Source organism: Alteromonas macleodii, from assembly GCF_903772925.1.
Taxonomy (GTDB): Bacteria; Pseudomonadota; Gammaproteobacteria; order Enterobacterales; family Alteromonadaceae; genus Alteromonas; species Alteromonas macleodii_A.
The window spans coordinates 1,211,875-1,234,526 of sequence record NZ_LR812090.1; the positions used below are offsets into that span (position 1 = coordinate 1,211,875).

Genomic DNA, 22,652 nt, shown 5'->3' on the forward strand with positions numbered 1-22,652 from the left:
AGCCTCCTTCGGGAGGCTTTTTTTATGCCTTAAACTTTTGTTTAAGTAAGAAGAAAAGCTAAGAAGGAAAGTAAGATCAAGGCTATTATCAAAGGCAACAGGATAGTAAAAATTAAGCTTCAGTATTTAATGAGGAGACTTACGGGTTTTATTGAAATTGGTCAAAAGCGGCACACAACTCAGTTCTTATTATTGATGTGGTTTCTTTCAAGCCATTTACGATAGTTCCATTATTACTTAAAACGCCTTTGATACGCTTTATATCTATGTTTGAATGACTGAATAGCGCTGTTAAGTAACTCTTTTTGTTTATCACATTTATCAGTAGCGCCAACGTTTCCTGCGTATCCCCAGCTATTCTAGGCATATTGCTGCAATCTCTTGCAAGACTTTGCGTTTCTATTTGAGAGACAGATTGCGCCTCTTTCGACATCTTATGCAAAATTGGCCAAACATCATCTAACGTCCTATAACCTTGAATAAACTGAGCGAGCTTTGTCACATAGATATCGAGCACGGTTTTAGACAGTTCATTTACATTAGCGCCGTCAAAGCTGGCCTTTAATGATTTGAGGTTGGTTACAAGTTCAGTTGTTTTGGGGGAAAGGGGCAGCAAAGCTAACGCGCTCGTCTCACCACTGGCCTTGTTAGGTTTTCTGCCATAATCAACTATGTCAAAACCATTTTGAGTCCAAAAGTTATCTAGCTTCAATGTGGTACCGTAGGACGTGCAAGTTGCATCTATTAATTGTTCCCGGGCTTCGTCAACGACTTTATTTACTACATAACTACCGACGCCTCTTCCTTGAAGCTTTGGATGTACAGCGATACGGTTAACTCTCCAATACTTGTGTGTGGCCGCTTTAGGATCGGTAGAAAGCAGGGTAAGCCTTTGCGCAGCTAGATGGCCTTTAGGTCGGCGGCGCCCCGACGCAATACCTGTTGATACATGGGTTAACTTGATACCACCTTCAATATTTATAATTGCGGCTGCTACCACAAGGGTGCCTAACTTCAGTGTGGCAACCATAACGTCAGGGCTATCCAGTAACCGCATAAAATCGTCAGGCGTGGTTTGGTAGTGCGCCAGCGCAAGAAGGGACATAATTTGCTGAAGCGTGCTTTCATTAACGTTTTCAAAAGAACGTAAACAGAAATTGCATTTCTCTATTAGTTCGACGCTATCTTCTGATTCAATATTTGTGACGTTATCGTTTGCAGTTTTGCTCTCAAACAAGCATGTGCTTTTAAAGAATGCTTCGATAGGGTCATTTTCGAACCATCGCAGTGGGGTCGACAGCGTTAAATGAATGCTACCATTGGGCAAGTTAGGAATGAGTTTATGAATAAATCCGTTTCCCGAGCCTTCATAGCCTTGTAGCGTGGTGCTCAAAATCCACTGAGGGTTAGTCGCTATTATTCGGTTTACGACTGGCAGGGGCATTGAGGCGGCTTCATCAACCACAACAAGGTCAAATGTTGTATTGTTTTTGCTATTTTGGGTATGAAGTAATTCGCTGTCAGGAGGTACCCATTTTACAGAGCCTAAACACGCCCTTCGTGCGTCTACGGAACGCTGCTCTTTATTGATGGAGTCGGTATGATGAAACTGGTAATCTGTTTTGTTGGTGACGTCAAATTGATGAAGCTGAGACATTACGTTAGCAACGTTTTCATGCTGCTCGCTAGTGAGAAGCACGTTTTTCCCTTTCCTTACTAGGCTGTCAATAAATATGCCTAACAAAGAAGATTTACCTCTTCCTCGCGGAGCAGTGACCAAAGCGTTCAACTTATTTAGCGAGTAAGACTGGTACAATTGGCCATATGCGCATTCTTGCTCTTTAGAGCGGAACAACGAACCTCTATAAGCATTTTCTAAGGAGCGCTTTTCTACTCGATAGGTTGCTAAACCCGGTAGCCTAGCTGTAGATTCAGTAAGTATTGCTATGCCAGTATTCGCACGCAGGCATTTAATAAAACGTGCCAGGTATCGGCTATGGGTGAGCGTAAAGCCTTCTGAAAGAAAAGAAACTGAAGCATTGCTGCTCCACTGTTCCAACTCGGGACAGATAAGCACTAAACACCCCTGGTGTTTTACTATGCCTGCCACTGCCATTGCATCACCAGGCTTAAAGGAATCCCTACAATCCAATGTCGCAATATCGTACTCGCTGCCTAGCACTTTTTTGCGTTTTTTTCCCTTCAACTCAGTACTAGTAAAGGTGGCTAGGCTCAAAAATTCAGTTTCATCAGCTGAAGTTTGAATTATGGATAACGCCGCTTCACAAAACGTATCATTACCTGAAATTACCAGCATTCTTCGGTGAACTAGGTAATTTATATCTGATAGGTGTGAGCTATTTTCGCAGTTATTTTTACTGTAGGGGGCAAGAAGCCATTCACGTAATTGATTTAGCGCCATGAATCAGTTTTTTCGGTATAATCTTACGCTATAGTAGCGATTTATTGTGAGGAATTCGAATGCGCTTTCTTTCTCGGCGTTTAGTTATGCCAAATGATCTTAATTACGCCAATTCTTTGTTCGGTGGCCGCGCGTTAGAATGGATAGACGAAGAGGCTGCCATTTGGGCAATCTGTCAGTTAGAGACCAATTGTTTAGTGACTAAGCATATTGGCGAAATTAGTTTTGAATCACCTGCGATGCAAGGTGATATTGTAGAGTTTGGTCTGGAAACCAAGGCGGTAGGTCGGTCATCTATTACCGTAAGTTGCCTAGTGCGCAATAAGGCCACTAAAAAAACTATCTGCTTTGCAGATGACATCGTTTTCGTAAAGGTAGACCCAGATACTCGCCAACCAACAGCACACGGCAAAACGCTAGAAGGGTTAAAAGCACAGACTGACGATGAAGTTCGTCGTCTTAATATGAATATTAACGCTGAATAGCCTTCGGCTCTGCATGCCTTATATTATATAAAAATTATGACCTTAGCTTAATGTCTTATCTGCTTGACGGCGTGTATTGAACTGGTAGACTCCGTCGCAGACGTTGAGGTTACTATTTGAGTGGCCCAACACTATATACCAAGGGGTGTCCGTTTTCGGTCTGAGATCCACGTAAGTGGGAACCCTTAAACCTGATCCGGATAATACCGGCGTAGGGATGGTTCACAGCATAGCCTTATCACCTGCCGTTAGACCCGGATCTTTTTTCTTCAATAAGAACAAGAGATCCCATGTATAAAACACTTTTCACACTATCATTGCTAGCAAGTTCTGTTGCTGCCTATGCACAAGAATCTGCAGCGAACGACACGTCAAAAAACACGCCTTCTGATATTGAACGAGTCGTTGTATCTGGTGACTTTCGACAAACTACACTTGACCAGCTAAGTGCTAGCGCGACTATTTTAGACCAAGAGCGACTTCGCAGCAGGCAGCCAAGTCACATCGACAGTGTGTTAAACAGTATTCCAAACGTTAATTTTGCAGCGGGTGCTTCTCGTGGTCGCTTCGTGCAAATTCGCGGTATTGGCGAGCGTAGCCAGTTTGCTGAACCAATCAACCCTTCTGTAAGCTTTATTGTCGATGAGTTTGATTTTTCAGGCCTAGCTGCAGCAGGTATCATTTTTGATACCAAGCAACTAGAAGTCTATCGCGGACCTCAGGCTACGCTTTACGGCACAGGGGCACTCGCCGGAGCTGTTAAGCTTTCTAGTAATAACGTAGGTAGCGACGCGCCAGACTATGTAGAAGCGCGTATTGGTAACAAAGATAGTTATCGTGTTGAAGGGGCAACGGGAGACGATATCAATTCCGATTGGGGATATCGCGTAGCGCTAGTTCATAACCGTAGCGATGGATTTGTAGAGAATACATTCCTGGATAGAAGCGATACTAATAATATCGATGAGACCGCGTTGCGCTTTGCTGTTGAAGGCAACGTAGACGAACGAACCACACTTGCACTTACCTACCGCTGGTATGATATTGACAACGGCTACGATGCGTTTTCGCTTGATAACGACAACAAAACACTGTCTGACGAGCCAGGTTTTGACGAACACCAAACGCACGCTGTAAGTGCACGTTCTACAACAAATACTGCGGCGGGCGACTTCATCCTTATTGCCACTCATGCGTCTCATAACATCGCGTATGGCTACGATGAAGATTGGACATTCGATGGCTTCCACCCGTGGGGTTATACGTCTTTTGATGCGTACTACCGAGACGTTAAAACGGAAACCGGTGAGGTGCGTTTTGTGTCGTCTGACAGTGCCGCACTTTTCGACGGTATGACAGACTGGACCTTAGGCATATTTTATAAAAACACAGAAGAAAAGTTACTGCGTGAATACACGTATTTGGATAGTGACTTTGCCAGTGAATATACCCCAACGACTACTGCTATCTATGCTCAGACGGAAAGCCGGTTGAATGAAAACCTAGTGCTTGTAGCCGGGTTGAGAATAGAAAACTATGACTTCGATTACGCCGATAACAACCAACTTACACGCGCGTTTGACACCACCATGGTTGGCGGAAAAGTAGCGCTTCAGTATACGCAGGGTGATCACTTCTACTACGGTAGCATTTCACGCGGTTTTAAAGGCGCTGGCTTTAATCCCGACAGCCGAGTAAACGATAATCAACGTTTCTTTGACGAAGAATACAACTGGAACTATGAAGTGGGTGTAAAAGGCCCGTTGCTTACGCCTGATCTTGTTGCTCGTGCGGCAATTTTCTACATGGACAGGACAGATACGCAGGTAAGTGATTTTGACGTTATCACCCGTGATGACGGCACGGCAGGTTTTGTAGATATTATCGATAATGCTGATTTAGGAACAAACAAAGGGGCCGAGCTTGAACTGAGTTGGTTTGCAAACGATGCATGGCAGTTAGATGCAAGTGTTGGTTACTTAAGCGCTACATTTGAAGGGTATACACTAGCAGACGGTACTGAAGTATCTGAGCAAAGACAGGCTCAGTCACCAAAGTGGACCGCAAACCTTTACAGTGAGTACGCACTTACAGACACTATGATATGGCGCGTAGATGTAGACTATAAAAGCGAATACCGTTTTTCCGACGGCCATGATGTTACTGCACCAAGCACGACGCTGGTTAATTCAGAAATCGTAGTTTTACACGGTGACTGGCAGACCTCGCTGTGGATCCAAAATGCGTTTGACCGCGAGTATTACACTCGAGGTTTTGGTGGTTTCAGCAACGACCCTCGCGATGAGTATGCGTTTAACGAACCATATTACCAAATAGGTAACGGTCGCCAGTTTGGTATCACTGTTAAATACGCGTTTTAAAAAAAGGAAAAAGACATGCAAGTTATGGTTGAACTGTCGTTGTACCCTTTGGTAAACGAATATATACCACCTATTCAAGACTTCATTGATAGGTTAAACAGCTATAGCGATATCACGGTGACAACATGTTCTACTAGTACCCAGGTAACGGGGGATTACGCTGTAGTAATGAAAGTACTCGGCGATGAAATGCAGAGAACTCACGAAGAAGTGGGGCAGGCTATTTTCGTTGCTAAGTTTTTAAACTTCGATGCTATGCAAGCAAGAAAGTCATCTTAATGACTAACTTCTTTTCTGAGTTCACTTCTCAAATTGCCGCTACTTCACTGTTAGAGTGGGTAGCGGTTGTACTTGCCATCGCCTATGTATTATTAGCAGCTAAACAAAATAGCTGGTGCTGGCTCTGTGCCTTTGTAAGCACAGCTATTTATACTTGGTTATTCTGGCAAGTGACCTTGCCATTTCAATCTGCGCTTAATTTCTTTTACATGATAATGGCAGGGTACGGGTATTATCAGTGGTCGAAAGGGGCGGAAGATGGCGAGGTTAAGCCCGTGCTTCATTGGCCGCTGTGGCTGCACTCGCTCATTGTCCCAAGCATGTTATTACTCGCATGGGGTCTCTCTGAAGTGGCTGGTTCGCAATTTAATAGTGAGTACCTACTATTAGATGCAAGCATTAACTTATTGAGTGTGGTTACCACATTTATGGTGGCGCATAAAATTCTGCAAAACTGGGTTTACTGGTTTTTCATAAATTTAGCTTCGGCATATTTATACCTGCAGGTGGGCTACGCACTGTCTGCCTGCCTGTTCCTAGGATACGTGGGCTTCGCAGTATTTGGTTATTATCAATGGCTTGTGCAATATAAGAAACAAGGTGAACAGGTTGGATATCATAGCCACGCTGCAAAAGGCGCTTAATCTTAGCGAGAGTGCAGATGTTTCGGTACATCCTGCTGGCGCGGTAAACCGTGTTTATCGCGTTCAAGACCCAGCAAATAGCCTATTGAGTTTAAGTGAAGGTAACCCTCACATTACTGCCCATCAAAAGCTTGAAGATGTCCCCATCGATTTAGCGGTTAAGTGGCTGGGCGATGATGATTTCAGTGGTGTGGAACGCAAACATCAGTTTACTTTACAGCAACAATTATATGGCGTGGGGATAGCGCCGCAGCCAATCTGGCTAAGCGATGACGAAACCATCTGGGTAGAACAGTGGGAAAGTCATAGTGTAAGTGCAGGGCTTTCTTCAACTAGACCTCCTTCACACACGTTGGCTGAAACCCTCGCGCGTATTCATTCGTTGTCTATTACCGCAAGGCCATTAAACCTAGTTGCGAGATGGCAGCATTATTGTAATGCTGCAAAGCTTGATACGAGTAAGGACCTTTACTTGAGGGCGCGAGCATTTCAAAACAACGTAATCAAAAGTGAGCAAGACGATGAAGACTGCGTGTTGTGCCACAACGACTTGTTGATTAATCACCTATTGCTTGGTACCAACAGCACGATAAAAATCATTGATTGGGAGTATGCCGCAATGGGAAATCGTTATTTCGACTTAGCAAGCTGTTGCCTTATCAATAAACTTAACAAGAATGAAAGCGAAGAATTAGTTGCCCACTATGCAAATATCATGAATGTTGACGAAGGCGATGCAATGGACAAGTTCAAGCTACATTCAGACATTGTTCATATAACAAACGACCTGTGGTTTGCCGCGCTTAATGCGAATAAAAGTAATTAGACGCAAAGCGTAAAGCGCTTTAGGCTTGCCTTTGCGTAAGGCTAGTTCAATGGTCAGCTTAAACAGGCATATTTGACGTTATTCGATTGAAAAAACAGCGTATTGCGTGTTAATTAAGCATGCAGTGCATGGTAGTGATAAAAAGGCTTTACCTTTTTAATGTCATCCGTATAATGCACAGCGCGCTAGGGGTGTAGTTCGAATTGGTAGAACAGCGGTCTCCAAAACCGATGGTTGGGGGTTCGAGTCCCTCCACCCCTGCCACTTTCTCTTCTTATGAACAATCTAGTTCAAACATAAAAAATATCTCCTTATAAACTTCTCATTAAGTTTTTTCTACAAAATTATTCATCATACTTTTGATTCGCAATGCTTACCTTTAGTGTTTTATAACCTGGGTTTAAATACTCAAGAGCCTATGCGCCAGCTAATACTTGTAAAGTAAAAGGTGCCGGTGTTTGACGGACTTACGGTAGGGTTTCTTAAACTTTGTGTGCTTACTACATAGCGCACTTTAGGTAAAAGAATGCGATAGTTATTCATTCAGCCCAGCAACTTTAGTAAACTTGGGCAAATAACGGTTTATTTACTTTAGGTCTTTTACGCAATGTCTCTTACTTCATATCAGCAGGCGGTATTACAGGAAATGGGGATCCCAGTGTGGATCACTAAAGACGCCCATGCGAAAATGAAAAAGCAGGAAGGCTTAAAAGAAGGCAACGCCTCAGCACCAATACATGGCGCGGCTGTTAGTACATCGCCACAAACACCTTTTAGACAAAACGGTCAGGAAAATAAGCCGCCATCAACGCCTATCTCTCAAGAAGAAAAACAGTCACGCCTTGCCCAATTAAGGGCAAATGTAGGCAGTGGAGCAAAAGATAAACCTAAGCTTAAAGTTGCTGTTTCAGACGAAACGCCTACTCGTCGTGCGCTAACAAATGAGGCAGCTGATAAAAATGTCGCTAATAAATTAGAAGTTGCGCAAAGCGAAGCAAAAGGGCCCGCATCGCCAGAAGGTATTCCGTTAAGTGCTGAGCAGAGAGCGAAGTCACAACAATGGCTAAAAGACTTACAGCTAGCCTGTGTTCAGTTAGGTATTCCTTCTTATTGGTCTAGCACAGTTATGATTGGTCGTACGCTATCTGTAAACGAATCAGCCATTGTATTGCCAGCCGCACCGCTTAAACTCACCACCGAGCAAAAAAGGGCGCTTTGGGCACAGCTTGTTAGCGCGGGGAAAGCGTTAAACAACGCTTCCGTTTCGCCCCAATAGTCTAAACCTATGAAGTTAGTCATCGTAACGCCTGAAAGCTTTGATAAGCATATTGAAAGTGCACATGTTATCCATCAGCACTCACAAGTCGTACCTTGGAAGTTAAGCACCTTTGCGGATTGCTTTACTAAACCCTATTACGGAGTGTTTGCCTTTGAATGTGACGAGGTAATCGGCTATGCCATTATGCTTGAAGTTGTTGATGAAGCAACGCTAATGGATATTGCTGTAGATAAAAACGCTAGAGGCAATGGAGTAGGGCGGGCTTTAGTTGATTTTGTCGTTGAAATGTCGGTGAAAAATGGCATGGGTGAAATCTGGCTAGAAGTACGTGAAAGTAATTACGCGGCTATTTCTCTGTACGAAAGTTCAGGTTTTGAACACATCGAAACTCGTAAAAACTATTACACCGTAGAAAGTAGCGATAACGACAAAAGCGGTATTAATAGAAATATCGCACAAAAAGAAAACGCTAAAATCATGAAGTGGGCAAACCCAAACCTAATCTAGTCTATGGCTCCACCGGTAGCCATATACGTTTCACGCATATTAAAGCACTATCCGAACTCAGCATGCGCTTTCCAGCGCATAGCCGTGCGTGTTTAAATTGCATCATGTTCTCTTCACCCAAGGTAGAATTAGCATGGCCAAAGTGCTCAACAAGGCAATAGTCTCGTCTAAACGATTTGCCATAAATGTGGTTACCTATAAAGAAGGGCATCGTGTGTTAGAGCATAACGACCCTATGGGAAGCGGGCGTTATTTCAAATTTAACGTGGTGCTAAAAAAGCCAAAGCTGGGTGGGCAGTTTTGGGCGGAGAAAGTCATTTTTAGTCTATTCAACCGTATTTACTTCTTTCGACCTGACAAATATATGCACAGTGTCAGTAAAATAGAGAAGGGAGAGCGTAAGCTACTCTCCATTGCCTTGTACCTGTGAGGCAAGTTTATATACCGTGACGAAAGCCCCGTATAGCAAAGTTTCCACAGGTGTTTAAAAAGTTGACCATTTGGTCGATAAATTATCATCATTCTACGGTAGGCAAGGTTTCAATTCGCCGCCAATTCACTTATATTTGCGCCCTTACAATTCCCTGCCCACATTCATCTTACTCGGCGGTGGATACTTCTCTTAAAGCAGTTCGTGTAATTGGATTTTTTAAAACGCATGTCTTCAATATCGTTGGCGGAAAAAGAGCAATCAAAAGGTATTAAAATGCTTTTGGTTGCGGTGTTGTGTTTGGGACTTAACTGGCCAGGTATGAAGTTAGGGCTAGAGATTGTAGGGCCTGTCTGGATGGTGTGCCTGCGCTTTTTGTTAAGTCTTCCTGTACTTGCGTTGTTTGTATTAATCACCAAAAAGCGTCTTCCTGTGCTAAACCGTAAAGATCGCTCGGTGGTGTTTGTTGTCGCGTTTTTCCAGTTTATCCTATCGATGGGGCTTATTACCGTTTCCCTGCAGTTTATCCCTGCAGGCACGGCCAGTATTCTCATTTACACCACACCACTTTGGATGCTGCTTATCGACACGCTATGGTATCGACAGCGCCCGCCCTCTAAACGATTAATTCTTACCGGCATTTCTACTATTGGCTGCGCAATGATCCTATTCGCCTCGGGGCAACCGGGAGCATGGCTACCCCTGTTTGGGATGCTGTTAGCGTCTGCATTGTGGGCGATCGCTATTCGTCGGGTGTCTTTTCATAAATGGAAAGGTAGCGTTATTGAAGCTGTCTTCTGGCAATTCACCATTGCTGGTTTTGCCATGCTTGCTATTGCTCTCATAGTAGAGCCAACACCTAACTTTGGGGCATACGATATAAGCGATTGGTTACTACTGGCGTACATTGGTCCAGTGGCAACGGGTCTCGGGTTTGGCCTCATGGTAGCGGCAGGGCCTAAATTACCCCCGGATAAAATCGTGCTTATTAGTACACTTACGCCGATAGTGGGCTATGTAAGCTCTGTGATATTGCTTAAAGAAACGCTGCTGCCTATGGTTATGGCCGGTGCAATATTGATGATAGCCGCGCTAATCGTAAACGGCCTTTCACCAAGCATGCTTAAGAAAATACTAGGCAAAGGACGCAGAAAGTAATCGCTGTTTAAAGAGTTAAGCGAGGTTGTATAAAGTCTAAAAATGCAGAGATGCGAGACGATACGGCGCTATTTTTGTAGTACACCGCTTGCACCGATTCTCTGCGATTTGGGCTGATTATATCGTCGTTAAATAGCGCTATGAGTCTTCCCTCGCTAATATCCCTGTGAACCATAAAGTGTGAAAGTAAAGCTATACCTTGCCCTGCAATGCATAGTTGTCGAATGGTTTCACCGCTTGACGCATGAAGGCTGTATTGCAAGTTGATATCTTGCTTAAGTGGCCACTTATTCAAATTTGGTGAGTCGCTAAAACCAATCAGTTTGTGGTTACTCAATGAACTCGCGTTACCGCCACCTTCAGGTAAAGGATACTTTTCAAGGTACTGCGGACTTGCCACAATATGCAGTTTACTTTTTCCTAAACGTCTAGCGTGCAAGTTAGAGTCGCTTAAATCACCAATGCGTATTGCAATGTCGGTTTTGTGTTCTAACAAGTCGATAATACTATCGTGACTCGTAATATCGAGCGTAATGTCAGGAAATGCTTCTTGAAACTCGCCCACTAACGGCGCAAGTTGGTGCAGCACGAAAGGACTTGCTGCATCTACACGCAGCTTGCCTGACGGGGCGCGCTTTAACAATCGCAATGCTTCTTCGCCTTTTTCCAATACGTTTAGCCCGTCTCTGGCATATTGGAGAAAAAGCTCACCTTCTTCTGTTAGCTCTAATCGTCTGGTAGTGCGGTTCAACAGGGTTACGTCTAAGCCATCTTCCAGCCGGGTTACCGCTCTGCTGACTTTCGCAACCTGCTGATTAAGTAAATTGGCTGCACTGGAAAAACTACCTGTATCCACAACGGTTAGGAAAGCTTCTAAATCTTCAGTTCTTGATAAGACTGGCATTACACACCTTATATTTTCATATATCGCAAAAGTATTTTGTCATTAGTGCTGTTTTTTGCAAATAAATTTATCGTCAAACTGTACGCACTTTATTAATGGCTTTCAAAAAACGATCTAGCCGTTCTAGAAGCCAACGGTGGCATTGTTAGTGATGCCATCTCGTTAATTACTTTTTGAGGATAATTAAAATGCCTATTGCATTATTTGCATTAACGTTAAGTGCGTTTGCTATTGGCACAACAGAGTTCGTGATAGTGGGACTTGTGCCGACAATTGCGGCAGATCTTGGCGTTACGTTACCGAGCGCAGGCTTACTTGTAAGCTTGTACGCCGTTGGCGTTGCCGTTGGCGCACCGGTTCTTACCGCCCTTACGGGAAAGTGGAATAGAAAGCATGTTCTGCTTAGCTTAATGGCGCTATTTGTGGCTGGTAATATTCTTGCCTGGCAAGCGCCTAGCTACGAGAGCTTAATTTTAGCTCGCATTTTGACAGGCTTAGCGCACGGTGTGTTCTTTTCCATAGGGTCAACTATTGCTACAGGGCTAGTGGCGAAAGAAAAAGAAGCCAGTGCTATTGCCATTATGTTTACGGGCTTAACCGTAGCCTTGGTTACTGGCGTACCTTTGGGTACCTGGATTGGTCAAAACTTCGGTTGGAGAGCAACCTTCCTTGTGGTTTCCGCGCTAGGCACTATTGCGCTAATCGGCAGTGCGTTGCTGGTACCGAACAACCTTAAACAAAGTAAACCGGCCACCTTGAGTGAACAAATGAAGGTGTTGGTTCAGCCTCGTCTGGTATTAGTGTATCTAATGACGATATTGGGCTATGGAGGCACATTTACGGCATTCACCTATCTCGCTCCTATATTGCAGGAAGAGGCGGGGTTTGCGCCCTCAGCCATCAGCTTAATTATGCTGGTTTACGGTGTATCTGTCGCGGTAGGCAATATTTATGGCGGCAAGCTTGCTGACAAAAAAGGCCCAATCCGCGCGTTAACTATCATCTTTTCAGCCCTTGCAGTCATCTTGTTTGCCCTGACGTTTACCATGGGCAGTAAAGTTGCCGCAGTGATTACTGTTTTGGTATGGGGCGCCTTTGCCTTTGGCAATGTTCCAGGACTTCAGGTGTACGTTGTCCAATTAGCAGAGAAGTTTACCCCTAATGCTGTTGATGTCGCTTCAGGTTTAAATATCGCGGCATTTAACATTGGCATAGCAGTGGGTTCAATTCTGGGCGGTGCAATTGTAGACGGCATGCAGCTATCAGATACCGCATGGATTGGCGCAATTATTTCTGTTGCAGCGTTACTTGTTACACGTTACAGCGGCTACTTAGACAAGCGCGCACTCAGTACTGCGAATACGGCGAATAATACAACGAGCGCGTAGGGAGGTCATAATGACGACAAATACCTTTGATAAGCTTGCACAACATAAATTTTCTGTAGGTGTAGAGCTTCCGCTAGATAACGACTGGGTGCACTTCGACGCCACAAAAGGTACGCCATTCGGCGTACCTGATATGACCGAGCATCACAGCCGTATTCAACTAGCCGACAAACTAGGGTTTAAAGCAGCGTGGGTACGAGATGTGCCAGTTTATGACCCTAGCTTTGGTGATGCGGCTCAGGTTTTCGAAACCTTCACTTACCTGGGCTATTTAGCAGGTATCACAGACAATATTCTATTAGGCACAGCCGCCGTTGTTTTACCTCTTAGGCAGCCATGGCTTGTCAAAAAGGCGGCAGCAACGGTGCAGCAGCTAAGTAACGACCGCCTAATACTCGGTGTAGCCAGTGGAGATAGGCCGGTTGAGTATCCGTTGTTCGATGTCGATTTTGACAGTCGCGGCGAGCAATTCAGGCAGTCACTGGAAATTGTAAAGCACGGTGAGAATTCCCTTAAGCCTGGCATGTCACTGTTACCGCGCTCAACCACGCCGCCTTTGTACGTTGCAGGGCTCGCTCAGCAAAGCCCTCAGTGGGTTGGAGAAAATATGGACGGTTGGTTGGCGTATCCAGGTACACCGAACGACCATGCAAAGCGCGTAGAACTATGGCGAAGTGTCGCGGGCAACAAGCCGTACGTTAGCTTTATTCATCTTAATTTGGTTGAAGACGATGAAGCGCCCATAAAACGCCACCGATTTGGGGTTGAAACTGGTGTAAATGGGCTTATCAAAGAACTCAATGCAATGAAAGACGCGGGGGTTGATCATATTGGCCTGCACTTCAGACGTAATACGCAACCAGTAGAAGGCGCGATGCAGCGCATTGCTGACAACGTATTACCTCACTTTCATAAATAACGGAACCAACAAGGAGGCATCATGCCGAATATAAATCAGTCACAATCTAAAATTCCTTCGCTAGGTGTAGGCACGTTTCGCTTAAAAGACGATGAAGCCTATAACAGCGTGACAATGGCACTTGAAGTGGGTTTCCGTCACATTGATACGGCGCAAATTTACGGCAATGAAGAAGCGGTAGGTCGCGCTATTAAAGACGCTATTGCAAACAATCTTGTTGCACGTGAAGACCTTTACGTCACCACCAAGGTGTGGAATGACAAGCTGAATAAAGCAAGCTTTGTGGATAGCGTAAAAGAGAGTTTGGAAAAGCTTCAACTGTCGTACGTTGACCTGCTACTTATTCATTGGCCGTCACCGGAAAACGGCGAAAGCATGGAAGAGTACCTAGGTGAATTGCTGCGCGTTAAGGAACTGGGACTCACAAAAGAAATTGGTATTTCTAACTTTACCGTGGCACAAATTGAAGAAGCGGTGAATATCTTGGGCGAGGGCGTTATTTCCACGAATCAGGTAGAGGTACACCCTTATCTTACTAATGAAAAAGTGCGTGCAGCGTGTGAGAAACACGGTATCACAGTAACAGGATATATGCCGTTTGCTGTTGGTAAAGTGCTAAAAGACGAGACTATCATTGCAATTGCAGATAAGCATGGTGTGAGCACTGCTGAGGTAGTAGTAGCCTGGGAGCTGGCCCATGGTTTAGTCACTATTCCATCGTCGACTAAGCGCAAGAACCTGGAAACCAATTTCAAAGCGCTTGAACTTACCTTGAGCGCTGACGATATCGCAAAGATTGACGCGCTAGATTGTGGCGACCGTCAAGCTAACCCAGATTTTTCACCTGCGTGGGATTAATCGGAAAAATCACTGTGTTAAGGAGCTTTTATGCAAGCTAACGTTTGGCAATTTGAACAAGCTGGCGCATCGCTGGTAAAGCAGGTACGCGAGTTTTCTGAGCCGAAGGCAGGGCGTATTGTCGTGCGCAACTATGCTATTGGCATTAACCCAGTTGACTGGAAGTTTATCGATGATAACCCGCGCGACTGGGAAAAAGGGCATATTCCCGGAGTGGACGGTGCGGGTGTTGTTGTCGCTGTAGGTGAGGGCGTTGATAACAGTCTATTGGGTAAGCGTGTGGCTTACCATCATAGCCTAGGTGAAAACGGAAGTTTTGCCGATCATAGTGAAGTGTATGCAAGCCGCGTAATGGTGGTGCCAGAAAGCGTTGATTTTGCACTAGCTGCTGCGTTGCCATGTCCAATGCTTACTGCCTGGCAAGCGTTCAGTAAAGTGCCGGTTCGAGATGGCGCTAACGTGCTAGTTAGCGGTATGGGCGCCGTTAACAAATTGCTGGCGCAAATACTTTCACAGGCTGGTTTTAACGTACATGTTATCTCAGGAAGCTTTACGCAAGAGCAAGCTGCTGAGATGGGCGTAAAAGCCATCCATCGCGGTAAACCTGAAGGGCAAACCTTTTACGCGCTTTTTGACGCGAATGGTCCAGACTATGCGGCGTCACTGGTGCCGCTTCTTGAAGCTAACGGCCACGTAGTGAGTATTCTAGGTCGTATTGAAGTACCTGTAGACGCACCTTTTACACGTACTATTTCTTATCATGAGATAGCCTTAGGCGCGCTGCATGATTATGGCGATTTATCACAGTGGCAGCGCTTGGTGAAAGACGGTGAGGCTCTACTTGAGCAAGTTGCTGCGCAAACGCTGGTTGTCGAAATACCTAGCGTGTTTGACTTCGATAATTTGAACGAGGCCCTACAATTTTCAAAAGAAGACAAGCGAAAGGCGGTGGTTACGGTGTCATAAAGCCGGAATGATTAAGTTTCTTCCCTTATCTTTGGCTACGTAAAGGGCTTTATCAGCTCGTCTGAAGGCTTCGACAATATCGTCGGAGCCTTTACATAAAGTCCAACCTATACATGCCCCTAACTTTCTATCGTCAATCGATGCAATGGCCAACTGGTTGATGGCACTGTGGACAGTTTCCAGTTGCTTTGCAAACTCGTCGGCTTGGGTGGTCTTGCTTGTATTGAGCGCTTTTACGCGCTTTGCAATGGCAAATTCTTCTCCACCATAGCGCGCTGCTACTTGCCACTCATCATTAAGCGGCGCAAGAATCTTAGCAATGCCTTTTAGTACTTCATCACCGACATCGTGACCAAATGTATCGTTGATACTTTTAAAGTGATCTAAGTCGATTAGTGCAATGGCTAGCGCATCATGATCGTGTAAGGTTTTATCAAACGTATTGTCTACGAACATATCCAACGTACGTCGATTGGGCAATTCGGTTAAACTATCTTTGGAAGCTAGTTCGGCCAACGTGCTATTCGTTTGTTCAAGTGCAAGGGTGCGCTCTCTTACCAGCGCTTCTAATTTTGATGCCTGCTCACTTTTTAACTTAGCAGCTTCTTTTTGGGCGTCTCTTTCCCTTTGGACAACTTTCACCATATAGCTTGCGGTAAGTGCGACCATGAATAGGCATGTCATAACTAGCCCAGTCATAAAGGTGGCAACGGGTTCGAGGTAAAGGTCTACTTCAAAAAGTGCAATAATGGTAAGGATTAGCGTGCTAAAGGTTACAGGAAGCATAGCGGCGGCAAGCCATTTGGCTCTATCAGAGCCCCGTCTATGCTCTACAAAGATAACGATACCCGCTATCAGTATATAAGGGAAAAAGAGGAGTACAGGCAGTTTTAAGGCAATATCTAACCCCACTGTTTGCCACAGTAAAATACCCAGCAGCGGAAGCACTATGCAAAAAGCTTTAATTGTTTTTGCCCCGTAAACCTCATGGTCGTCTCGCGCGAGTGTCTGAAACAATACCCAAAATGCAGTAATCAATACCGAATAAATGCTTATGGCGTAGCTAATATCGTTCAAACCCGGTGTATTTGGCCACAGTAGTTCAAATGCGTAACCGAACACGCGGAAAAACCAAAATGTTGTAGCAAAAATAAATGATGCAAAACTCAAAAAAACTAAATTACGGCTGGCAATATAGCCTAATACACAAAGTAGGGTAAGCAGTCCCATTGCGCCGAAAAATGCCATATCCCGCTTCAATGTTTTCATGTAAAGGTTGCTGTAATACTCAGGCGTGGCGACCGAGAAACTGTATCTTAAAATCTCACCAGACATAGTGCCGGTAAACTCAGTATAAGAAGACGGCTGCAATACAGAGGGGAAATGATAGTTGGGCGTATTCACCGCTCGAGTACTGTAAGGTGTACTGTCGCCGGTTACCCATTGATAATTGCCATCGGTAACAACTAACGTTTTCATTGCAGGGAAACTTATTGAAAACCAGACGGGAACTTGCGTATCTAACTGATTGTAAATGCGAACTTTGAAATGCAAATACTGTGACGGCGACCTATCAATAACATCAGCGCTATAAAACCATTCTTCTTCGCCGGTTATAGTTGCTGAGTTACTTACCGCAAAAACTACATCGTTATCTAAAGACAACATAGTTTGTGAGTTATTGAAATTAGCTGCGTTGGCCGTTTGGCAACAGCATGCTATTACAAGCCATGCGAGCAATATTCGCAGCATTCATCGTCCTTGTTTTATTGGTTTTTTATCTACAACTCAATATAGCACATAGTTTCAAAAATTTAGTACGCATTAAATAAAACATAAGTATAGGTAAATCGCCTATTTTTTGTAGCGTTTTTAGCGTGGATAACTAACTAAGGTCGTTAGAGAACGCGAAGCTAATAAAATGTGTGATGTCGTGTCGCTTGATAGGCATTGAGAGCGCGATGTACAACGTAAATAACACACAGGCTAAGTGCAATGGCAACCACTACCGATGAAAAGCGATACAGCGCACTATAAATAATATCCTGCTGAGGTGAGAGTGACTGGCCGTACAAAATGCCAAAGGTCGTTAGCACACCGAAGCCAGTACCGGCACCACCTCCGCCTAAGACATGTTGGCGGCTGATGAAAAACACCAATATCCATAAGCTAAAGCTAGCAAAAAATAACGTATCACTGTAATTGAGCAAAATGAGCTGGGCGAGCAGGGCAAGATTACAACCAATGAGTGTACCCAGTGCCCGTTGCCATCCACTCATCGTTGCGCCTTTCCAACAAAGTGGAAATAGTACTAAGACGCTCGCAGCTTGTGCTGATATCGAATCTACTAAGTCAAAGGCTTGAAACACAGCAAAGGATAATGTGGCGACTGTCGTACATAAGATAACTTCGTGACGAATACTCGCTTTATCTTTTATCGCTCTGGGCATAGGCGTGCGCGGCGCTTCATCGGGAAAAACAATATTTAAGGCGAATGCAATTATCAATGCCAACAGAATTGCACCTATATTTGATATGACCAATGCATAGATATCTATTCCATCATTACTGTAGCTGGCAAAATGAAGTTGCAGCGATAGTCCTACAAGGGAAAAGGCCCCGAATAAATACAGCGTACCTTTACTCATCTGCCAAAACAAAAAAGCAAAAGTGGCGGCAACTAGCGGTGTGATCAGCAATGGGTGGCTGCCGAACAAGCCGTAGATCACTAAAACAGTAGCCGCAGGAAAGATGGTTGCGGCAAGAAATTGTCGAACAATGTGACCGTTTAAAACGGCCACCAGTCCAAGCAATAGAATGGGATACAAAGTGAAAAATATCGGATTAGGCCAATCCAACGCTTTCGATATAGCAAACCCTAACGTGGCACCTGACGCAATCCGAAGCATCTGCTGAACATCATTTTTACTTAGCTGTGATTCCATATTTTATGTCTGGTAAACCATAATTTAAGTTTAATAAATAAAGTGCAGTAAGCTTATAAAGTGAATTTGAATATTTGCTGCCGCCCTTTCAATAGGATTGTCTGGCACAATTTGTACGGTAGCGCGAGCACCACTGGTGAGATGTTTTAACGATATTTTTTGTTCATCAAGCTTAATATGGACTCGTTGGCGCTGCGCATCGCGTACCCATCGGTTCGACTTCTCAACGCTTGCAAGGGTGCCGTTGGCAGCGAGTTGACCGTCACTTACACCAGCTTCAAACTCAGCCACTCTCGCTTTGAACACTTTGCCAGGTAGCGCGTCAAAAACCACGTTAGCTTGAATGCCTTTCTTTACATTGGTTAGCGATTTCTCTCGAAAGTCTGCAACCACATCCAACGTGTTATCAACTACCGAGGCAAGCGGCGTACTTTGTTTAGCATAAGTACCCTGAGTTACCTGCATGTTTGCCATGACGCCGTTATGCGGTGCTCTAATTTTTGTATAGGCTAAGTTTAATTCTGCCCGTTTGACCGCATTTGCCGCGTCTAAATATTTCAGGTTTTTGTCACCTTGCTTACCTCTAGCAACAATTTGCTGATTTAGTTCGGCTTCAAGCGCGCTAATTTCAGCTTCGGCGCTTTTAAGCTGAGCGTAGGCTTTATCTACGTTTTGTTGAGATACCACTTTGGTCTGCTTTAGGGAACGCAGCCGTTGAAATTCACTGTTACGCTCGTCGTAAACTGCGGATGCTGCCTCTAATTTGGCTCTTATCGCTTCTGCTTTGGCATCAATTTGAGCATTTTCTAGTTCCACATTTGCCAAAGCAATCTGCGCCTTCTCAAGCGCAATTAGGTAAGGTGTTTCGTCAATAGTGAACAAAACCTGTCCTTCTTTTACGGTTTGATTATTTTTGACAAGCACCTCATTTATTGGCCCATTTATTTGGGGTGAGATTTGTGTGACCTGATGATAAACCCTCGCCTGTGGCGTCATAGGCATGCGTATATCTGCAATAATGAAGTAGACAAAACAGATGGCGAAACCGACCAAAGACAGTTCTATATACCTAGCAAACTCTTGATCTGGTGTTCTTTGACTCACTTAAATGACTCCAACAATTTTGCTGCATTGGCTTCAATTTTCTGAACACATCTAGCCATAGTGCGTAATTCCTCGTCCGATACTCCTGCGTACACTTCATCTCGGAGTGCCATTAACGTACTTTCGATATCATTCATTCGGCCTTTGCCCATATCTGTGAAATAAAGCAAGCGACTTCGTTTGTCGTTATCATCTGTAACGCGTTTGATTAGACCCGTAGTTTCAAGCTGCTTGATGGTGCGCGTTAAACTAGGCATTTCTATTTCCAAGCTTTCTGCCACCATCTGCTGTGTACAGCCTTCACCAAGTAACGACATATGAATCATTACGCGCCATCTAGACTCTGTAAGGTCGAGGTGTGCGACAGATTCAGTGACAGCTCTTCTGCACTTTTGCGCTGTACGGGCGAAAAGCGCAACAAGATGAAGTGGCATGGGTTCTGAAAATGACATATCGGCATCCTTGATTTTACTTAGCATGCTAACTAGTTTAATTGTTTAGCATGCTAAGTAAATGCCATTGAGATGAGAAAGAGATTTTGCAAGTTGAGCGTGAATTGAACGGGTGAAGGTTCTCCATCGAGCAGGAAAATGTGGCTATTTGTCTTACGGTGCCTGAAAATCAGGCATACTCTCTCAGTCCTTTGTAAGTTAATACAGCCTTTGTGGTGTGATTAAAGTGTTAATAACGACTTTAGCTTTTTGAGATATCGACGGCTCACGGGAACTGAATCTCCCGTCTTCATTAGAAGCGTAGCAAGGCCATTATCCAAGAGTTTAATTTCCACAACGCATGATAACCTCACCAAGTATTGCCGGTGACACCGAACAAGCGCGGTTCTCTCTTCTAAGATTTTCAATGTGAGCTGCGTGTCTGCTTGTTGTTCTAGCGATCTAACATGTACGCCCGCCACATCGCTATAAGCAAACTGAATATCAGATTCGGGTAGCAGTAATATGCGCTGATGACCTACGCAAGGAATATGTACTAATGTGGGGGAGGCAATGGCGTCAATGTCAGTTTGGGGCTGAGTTCTCTTTTTAAGCCTGGCGAGTGTTTTATCAAGCCGCTCTGGTTCTACTGGTTTTAGCAAGTAATCAAACGCATTATCTTCAAATGCCTGAAGGGCATATTGTTCAAATGCCGTAACCAATACAACATAAGGCATGGTGTCTACGTCAAGCATAGCTAACATATCTAGCCCCGAGAGTTGGGGCATTTCTATATCCAGAAAAATAACATCTGGATTGTATTGTTTTATTAATGCCAACCCTTCTATTGCGTTTGCAGCTTCGGCAAGAACTTGAACCTCATTAGTTTCGTTTAGCAACTGACAAAGCTCATCCCTGGCGAGGGGTTCGTCGTCAATAACAAGCGCCCGGAATACTGAATTCTTAGTCATGGTTAGCTCTGATAAGAATGATGGGTATGTGGGATAGAGAAAGACATACGGGTGAAGTGGTTAGCCCGACATTCGATTACCAGACCTGCTTGTTGGCCAAACTGATGAATAAGTCGTTTATCTACAATATCCATTCCTAAACCCGCGTCTTGCTTTTTCTTGGATTTGTACAAGCCAGCATTATCTTCTACAAGAATGTGAATATGGTCATCCGCCGTACAGCGTACATTTAGAGATAGATGCCCCCCCTCTATGCACTGAGCGATGCCGTGCTTGACCGCATTTTCAACTAATGGCTGTAGCGTAAAACTAGGTAAAAGTGCTGACATTGCTGCTTCGTCGTATTTTACCGTGATCTGTAGGCGCTCCGCAAAACGCGCTTTTTCAATCGCCAAATAAGCATTAACGTGGTCAATCTCTTCTTTGAGGGTAACAATTGCTGTATTTTGCTTGAGATTTATTCTAAAAAAGCGCGACAAGCTTAGCACGAGCTCTCTGGCCTTTTTGGGGTCACGGCGGATAATAGCGCTAATGGTATTGAGCGCGTTAAAAAGAAAATGCGGGTTTACCTGTGCATGTAACAGCTTTATCTCTGATTGTGAGAGTAAATCTTTTTGTTGTTGATATTCGCCGTAAACTATCTGACTAGACAGTAATTGAGCGATGCCTTCTGCCATAGATAGTGTAACCGTCGACATAAACTTTCGTTTGGGTTCATAAAGCTTGATGGTACCCACAACTTCTGAACCAGAGTGAAGCGGTATAATTAACACGGAGCCCAGCGGACAGTTTTTGTCTAGGGTGCATTGATAAGGAAGTTCAGCGCCGTCTAAATGCACTATCTTGTTATTGTTTAGAGACTCCATGGTACTTGCTGATGAGATGGGCGTATTTGGCAGGTGGTGATCCGCTCCCGTTCCGATAAACGCTAAAATCTTTTCTTTATCGGTAATTGCTACGGCGCCCACATTGGTTTCTTCATAAACAATGCGTGCAACTTTTTCTGCGTTTACTGGAGTAAATCCAGACGTAAGTATGCCCACCGAGCGGTCAGCTATGGACAGTGCCCTACGTGAAAAAGTAGCAGAATACTTTTCAAATATTGTTTTCTTGTCAGATAAGATACTGATAAAAAGTGCGGCCCCCACAGTATTTGCAATTATCATAGGTGCGGCAATAGCACTAACCAGTGCGTAAGACTTTTCAAAAGGTTCTGCAACAGTAAGTAGAATAGCCATTTGGAATAGCTCTGCTACAAAGGTAACAACGCCCACTTTCCATGGATTAAACAGATCCAAGCTCTTATTCTTTTTAACGTAGTAAACGTGCACCAGGCCACCAATCAAACCTTCCAATGTGGTGGAGATAGCGCAGGCCACATCAGTAAAACCACCCAATGAATAACGATGGAGGCCGCCGGTCAATCCTACGGCAAACCCAACTACTGGACCGCCTAGTAATCCTCCTATAACTGCTCCAATGGCTCTGGTATTGGCAATGGCGTCGTCTATTTGCAGACCAAAATAGGTACCCAACACACAAAATGAAGAAAAAACTAAGTACACCAGATAGCGGTGCTTGCGGTGGGAGGAAATACTGAGAATAGGGAGGAATAACGGTGTTTTACTGAGCATGTACGCGAGTACAAGATACACACACATTTGTTGAAGTAGTGAGAGTATGAGTTCCATGCTTGCCAATATTACCGCCAGTTAAAAGTGAGCCTCATTATAACTCATTTAAAACGTACAAAAT

General features: G+C 44.4%; 21 protein-coding genes, 1 tRNA gene and 1 riboswitch. Of the genes, 14 read left to right on the forward strand and 8 right to left on the reverse strand.

The features are described from left to right. Nucleotides 1-148 precede the first annotated feature (148 nt). Entirely contained in the window at nt 149-2,422 is a 2,274-nt protein-coding gene (locus PCAR9_RS05280; protein ID WP_179982706.1) for a GNAT family N-acetyltransferase, read from the reverse strand. A 59-nt stretch (nt 2,423-2,481) separates the two neighbouring features. On the opposite strand from PCAR9_RS05280, the gene PCAR9_RS05285 reads away from it, so the two are divergent. The 10 genes from PCAR9_RS05285 to PCAR9_RS05330 all read left to right on the forward strand — a co-directional run bounded on the left by PCAR9_RS05285 (nt 2,482) and on the right by PCAR9_RS05330 (nt 10,411). Next, complete coding sequence (locus PCAR9_RS05285) at nt 2,482-2,907, forward strand: acyl-CoA thioesterase (RefSeq protein ID WP_025254437.1); 426 nt, start codon at nt 2,482-2,484, stop codon at nt 2,905-2,907. Between the two features lie 131 nt (nt 2,908-3,038). Then, nucleotides 3,039-3,142: riboswitch (TPP riboswitch) on the forward strand. A 55-nt stretch (nt 3,143-3,197) separates the two neighbouring features. Then, nucleotides 3,198-5,288, forward strand: coding sequence for a TonB-dependent receptor (locus PCAR9_RS05290; RefSeq protein ID WP_179982707.1), 2,091 nt, complete (start codon nt 3,198-3,200; stop codon nt 5,286-5,288). A gap of 15 nt (nt 5,289-5,303) precedes the next feature. Next, nucleotides 5,304-5,567 (forward strand): hypothetical protein, encoded by a 264-nt coding sequence (locus PCAR9_RS05295; RefSeq protein WP_025254439.1) that lies wholly within the window; start codon nt 5,304-5,306, stop codon nt 5,565-5,567. After that, nucleotides 5,567-6,211 carry a nicotinamide riboside transporter PnuC gene (pnuC, locus tag PCAR9_RS05300; RefSeq protein ID WP_179982708.1) on the forward strand — a complete coding sequence of 215 codons (645 nt, stop codon included), beginning with the start codon at nt 5,567-5,569 and terminating at the stop codon, nt 6,209-6,211. Before PCAR9_RS05295 ends, pnuC begins: the two co-directional genes overlap by 1 nt. Further along, on the forward strand, nt 6,177-7,037 hold the full coding sequence (locus tag PCAR9_RS05305) for a phosphotransferase (RefSeq protein WP_179982709.1): 861 nt from the start codon (nt 6,177-6,179) through the stop codon (nt 7,035-7,037). The genes pnuC and PCAR9_RS05305 overlap by 35 nt, the downstream gene beginning before the upstream one ends. A gap of 187 nt (nt 7,038-7,224) precedes the next feature. Beyond that, nucleotides 7,225-7,301 (forward strand) — tRNA-Trp (locus PCAR9_RS05310). A 343-nt stretch (nt 7,302-7,644) separates the two neighbouring features. After that, nucleotides 7,645-8,313 (forward strand): alanine acetyltransferase, encoded by a 669-nt coding sequence (locus tag PCAR9_RS05315; protein ID WP_179982710.1) that lies wholly within the window; start codon nt 7,645-7,647, stop codon nt 8,311-8,313. 9 nt (nt 8,314-8,322) lie between these two features. After that, the gene (gene rimI / locus PCAR9_RS05320) at nt 8,323-8,823 is read left to right on the forward strand and encodes a ribosomal protein S18-alanine N-acetyltransferase (protein ID WP_179982711.1); all 501 of its coding nucleotides are present in this window, start codon (nt 8,323-8,325) and stop codon (nt 8,821-8,823) included. A gap of 133 nt (nt 8,824-8,956) precedes the next feature. Then, nucleotides 8,957-9,253 (forward strand): 2OG-Fe(II) oxygenase, encoded by a 297-nt coding sequence (locus tag PCAR9_RS05325; RefSeq protein ID WP_179982712.1) that lies wholly within the window; start codon nt 8,957-8,959, stop codon nt 9,251-9,253. A gap of 228 nt (nt 9,254-9,481) precedes the next feature. Further along, a complete protein-coding gene (locus tag PCAR9_RS05330; protein ID WP_179982713.1) occupies nt 9,482-10,411 on the forward strand; it encodes a DMT family transporter in 930 nt (309 codons plus the stop codon). 7 nt (nt 10,412-10,418) lie between these two features. Here PCAR9_RS05330 and PCAR9_RS05335 read toward each other — a convergent pair whose 3' ends face one another. Further along, complete coding sequence (locus PCAR9_RS05335) at nt 10,419-11,315, reverse strand: LysR family transcriptional regulator (RefSeq protein WP_179982714.1); 897 nt, start codon at nt 11,313-11,315, stop codon at nt 10,419-10,421. 188 nt (nt 11,316-11,503) lie between these two features. Here PCAR9_RS05335 and PCAR9_RS05340 point away from each other — a divergent pair, with 188 nt between their 5' ends. From PCAR9_RS05340 to PCAR9_RS05355, 4 genes are read left to right on the forward strand one after another with little or no spacing between them, the layout of a single operon-like run. Continuing rightward, nucleotides 11,504-12,703, forward strand: coding sequence for an MFS transporter (locus tag PCAR9_RS05340; protein ID WP_179982715.1), 1,200 nt, complete (start codon nt 11,504-11,506; stop codon nt 12,701-12,703). A gap of 10 nt (nt 12,704-12,713) precedes the next feature. Beyond that, entirely contained in the window at nt 12,714-13,622 is a 909-nt protein-coding gene (locus tag PCAR9_RS05345; protein WP_179982716.1) for a TIGR03571 family LLM class oxidoreductase, read from the forward strand. Between the two features lie 21 nt (nt 13,623-13,643). After that, entirely contained in the window at nt 13,644-14,480 is an 837-nt protein-coding gene (gene dkgB, locus PCAR9_RS05350; protein ID WP_179982717.1) for a 2,5-didehydrogluconate reductase DkgB, read from the forward strand. A 30-nt stretch (nt 14,481-14,510) separates the two neighbouring features. After that, a complete protein-coding gene (locus PCAR9_RS05355) occupies nt 14,511-15,446 on the forward strand; it encodes an alcohol dehydrogenase catalytic domain-containing protein (protein ID WP_179982718.1) in 936 nt (311 codons plus the stop codon). On the opposite strand, the gene PCAR9_RS05360 is transcribed toward PCAR9_RS05355, so the two are convergent. The 6 genes from PCAR9_RS05360 to PCAR9_RS05385 form a co-directional block, all read right to left on the reverse strand. Next, on the reverse strand, nt 15,441-17,198 hold the full coding sequence (locus PCAR9_RS05360) for a diguanylate cyclase (protein WP_179982719.1): 1,758 nt from the start codon (nt 17,196-17,198) through the stop codon (nt 15,441-15,443). The two genes, PCAR9_RS05355 and PCAR9_RS05360, sit on opposite strands and share 6 nt — an antisense overlap. Nucleotides 17,199-17,359: 161 nt before the next feature. Next, on the reverse strand, nt 17,360-18,391 hold the full coding sequence (locus tag PCAR9_RS05365; protein WP_179982720.1) for a DUF2955 domain-containing protein: 1,032 nt from the start codon (nt 18,389-18,391) through the stop codon (nt 17,360-17,362). A 30-nt stretch (nt 18,392-18,421) separates the two neighbouring features. After that, on the reverse strand, nt 18,422-19,495 hold the full coding sequence (locus PCAR9_RS05370; RefSeq protein ID WP_179982721.1) for an HlyD family secretion protein: 1,074 nt from the start codon (nt 19,493-19,495) through the stop codon (nt 18,422-18,424). Beyond that, on the reverse strand, nt 19,492-19,947 hold the full coding sequence (locus PCAR9_RS05375) for a MarR family winged helix-turn-helix transcriptional regulator (protein ID WP_179982722.1): 456 nt from the start codon (nt 19,945-19,947) through the stop codon (nt 19,492-19,494). The genes PCAR9_RS05370 and PCAR9_RS05375 overlap by 4 nt, the downstream gene beginning before the upstream one ends. 221 nt (nt 19,948-20,168) lie before the next feature. Then, nucleotides 20,169-20,897 carry a two-component system response regulator BtsR gene (gene btsR / locus PCAR9_RS05380; RefSeq protein ID WP_179982723.1) on the reverse strand — a complete coding sequence of 243 codons (729 nt, stop codon included), beginning with the start codon at nt 20,895-20,897 and terminating at the stop codon, nt 20,169-20,171. A 2-nt stretch (nt 20,898-20,899) separates the two neighbouring features. Beyond that, the gene (locus PCAR9_RS05385) at nt 20,900-22,588 is read right to left on the reverse strand and encodes a sensor histidine kinase (RefSeq protein ID WP_179982724.1); all 1,689 of its coding nucleotides are present in this window, start codon (nt 22,586-22,588) and stop codon (nt 20,900-20,902) included. Nucleotides 22,589-22,652: the final 64 nt, after the last annotated feature.

Bases quoted from the DNA above. Each gene is read 5' to 3' on its own strand.
- PCAR9_RS05295 (WP_025254439.1), top strand. From the start codon at position 5,304: ATGCAAGTTATGGTTGAACTGTCGTTGTACCCTTTGGTAAACGAATAT.
- PCAR9_RS05375 (WP_179982722.1), bottom strand. From the start codon at position 19,947: ATGTCATTTTCAGAACCCATGCCACTTCATCTTGTTGCGCTTTTCGCC.
- PCAR9_RS05335 (WP_179982714.1), bottom strand. From the start codon at position 11,315: ATGCCAGTCTTATCAAGAACTGAAGATTTAGAAGCTTTCCTAACCGTT.
- PCAR9_RS05365 (WP_179982720.1), bottom strand. From the start codon at position 18,391: ATGGAATCACAGCTAAGTAAAAATGATGTTCAGCAGATGCTTCGGATT.
- PCAR9_RS05345 (WP_179982716.1), top strand. From the start codon at position 12,714: ATGACGACAAATACCTTTGATAAGCTTGCACAACATAAATTTTCTGTA.
- PCAR9_RS05325 (WP_179982712.1), top strand. From the start codon at position 8,957: ATGGCCAAAGTGCTCAACAAGGCAATAGTCTCGTCTAAACGATTTGCC.
- rimI (WP_179982711.1), top strand. From the start codon at position 8,323: ATGAAGTTAGTCATCGTAACGCCTGAAAGCTTTGATAAGCATATTGAA.
- pnuC (WP_179982708.1), top strand. From the start codon at position 5,567: ATGACTAACTTCTTTTCTGAGTTCACTTCTCAAATTGCCGCTACTTCA.
- PCAR9_RS05280 (WP_179982706.1), bottom strand. From the start codon at position 2,422: ATGGCGCTAAATCAATTACGTGAATGGCTTCTTGCCCCCTACAGTAAA.
- PCAR9_RS05385 (WP_179982724.1), bottom strand. From the start codon at position 22,588: ATGGAACTCATACTCTCACTACTTCAACAAATGTGTGTGTATCTTGTA.
- PCAR9_RS05330 (WP_179982713.1), top strand. From the start codon at position 9,482: ATGTCTTCAATATCGTTGGCGGAAAAAGAGCAATCAAAAGGTATTAAA.
- PCAR9_RS05340 (WP_179982715.1), top strand. From the start codon at position 11,504: ATGCCTATTGCATTATTTGCATTAACGTTAAGTGCGTTTGCTATTGGC.
- PCAR9_RS05355 (WP_179982718.1), top strand. From the start codon at position 14,511: ATGCAAGCTAACGTTTGGCAATTTGAACAAGCTGGCGCATCGCTGGTA.
- PCAR9_RS05285 (WP_025254437.1), top strand. From the start codon at position 2,482: ATGCGCTTTCTTTCTCGGCGTTTAGTTATGCCAAATGATCTTAATTAC.
- PCAR9_RS05360 (WP_179982719.1), bottom strand. From the start codon at position 17,198: ATGCTGCGAATATTGCTCGCATGGCTTGTAATAGCATGCTGTTGCCAA.
- PCAR9_RS05315 (WP_179982710.1), top strand. From the start codon at position 7,645: ATGTCTCTTACTTCATATCAGCAGGCGGTATTACAGGAAATGGGGATC.
- btsR (WP_179982723.1), bottom strand. From the start codon at position 20,897: ATGACTAAGAATTCAGTATTCCGGGCGCTTGTTATTGACGACGAACCC.
- PCAR9_RS05290 (WP_179982707.1), top strand. From the start codon at position 3,198: ATGTATAAAACACTTTTCACACTATCATTGCTAGCAAGTTCTGTTGCT.
- dkgB (WP_179982717.1), top strand. From the start codon at position 13,644: ATGCCGAATATAAATCAGTCACAATCTAAAATTCCTTCGCTAGGTGTA.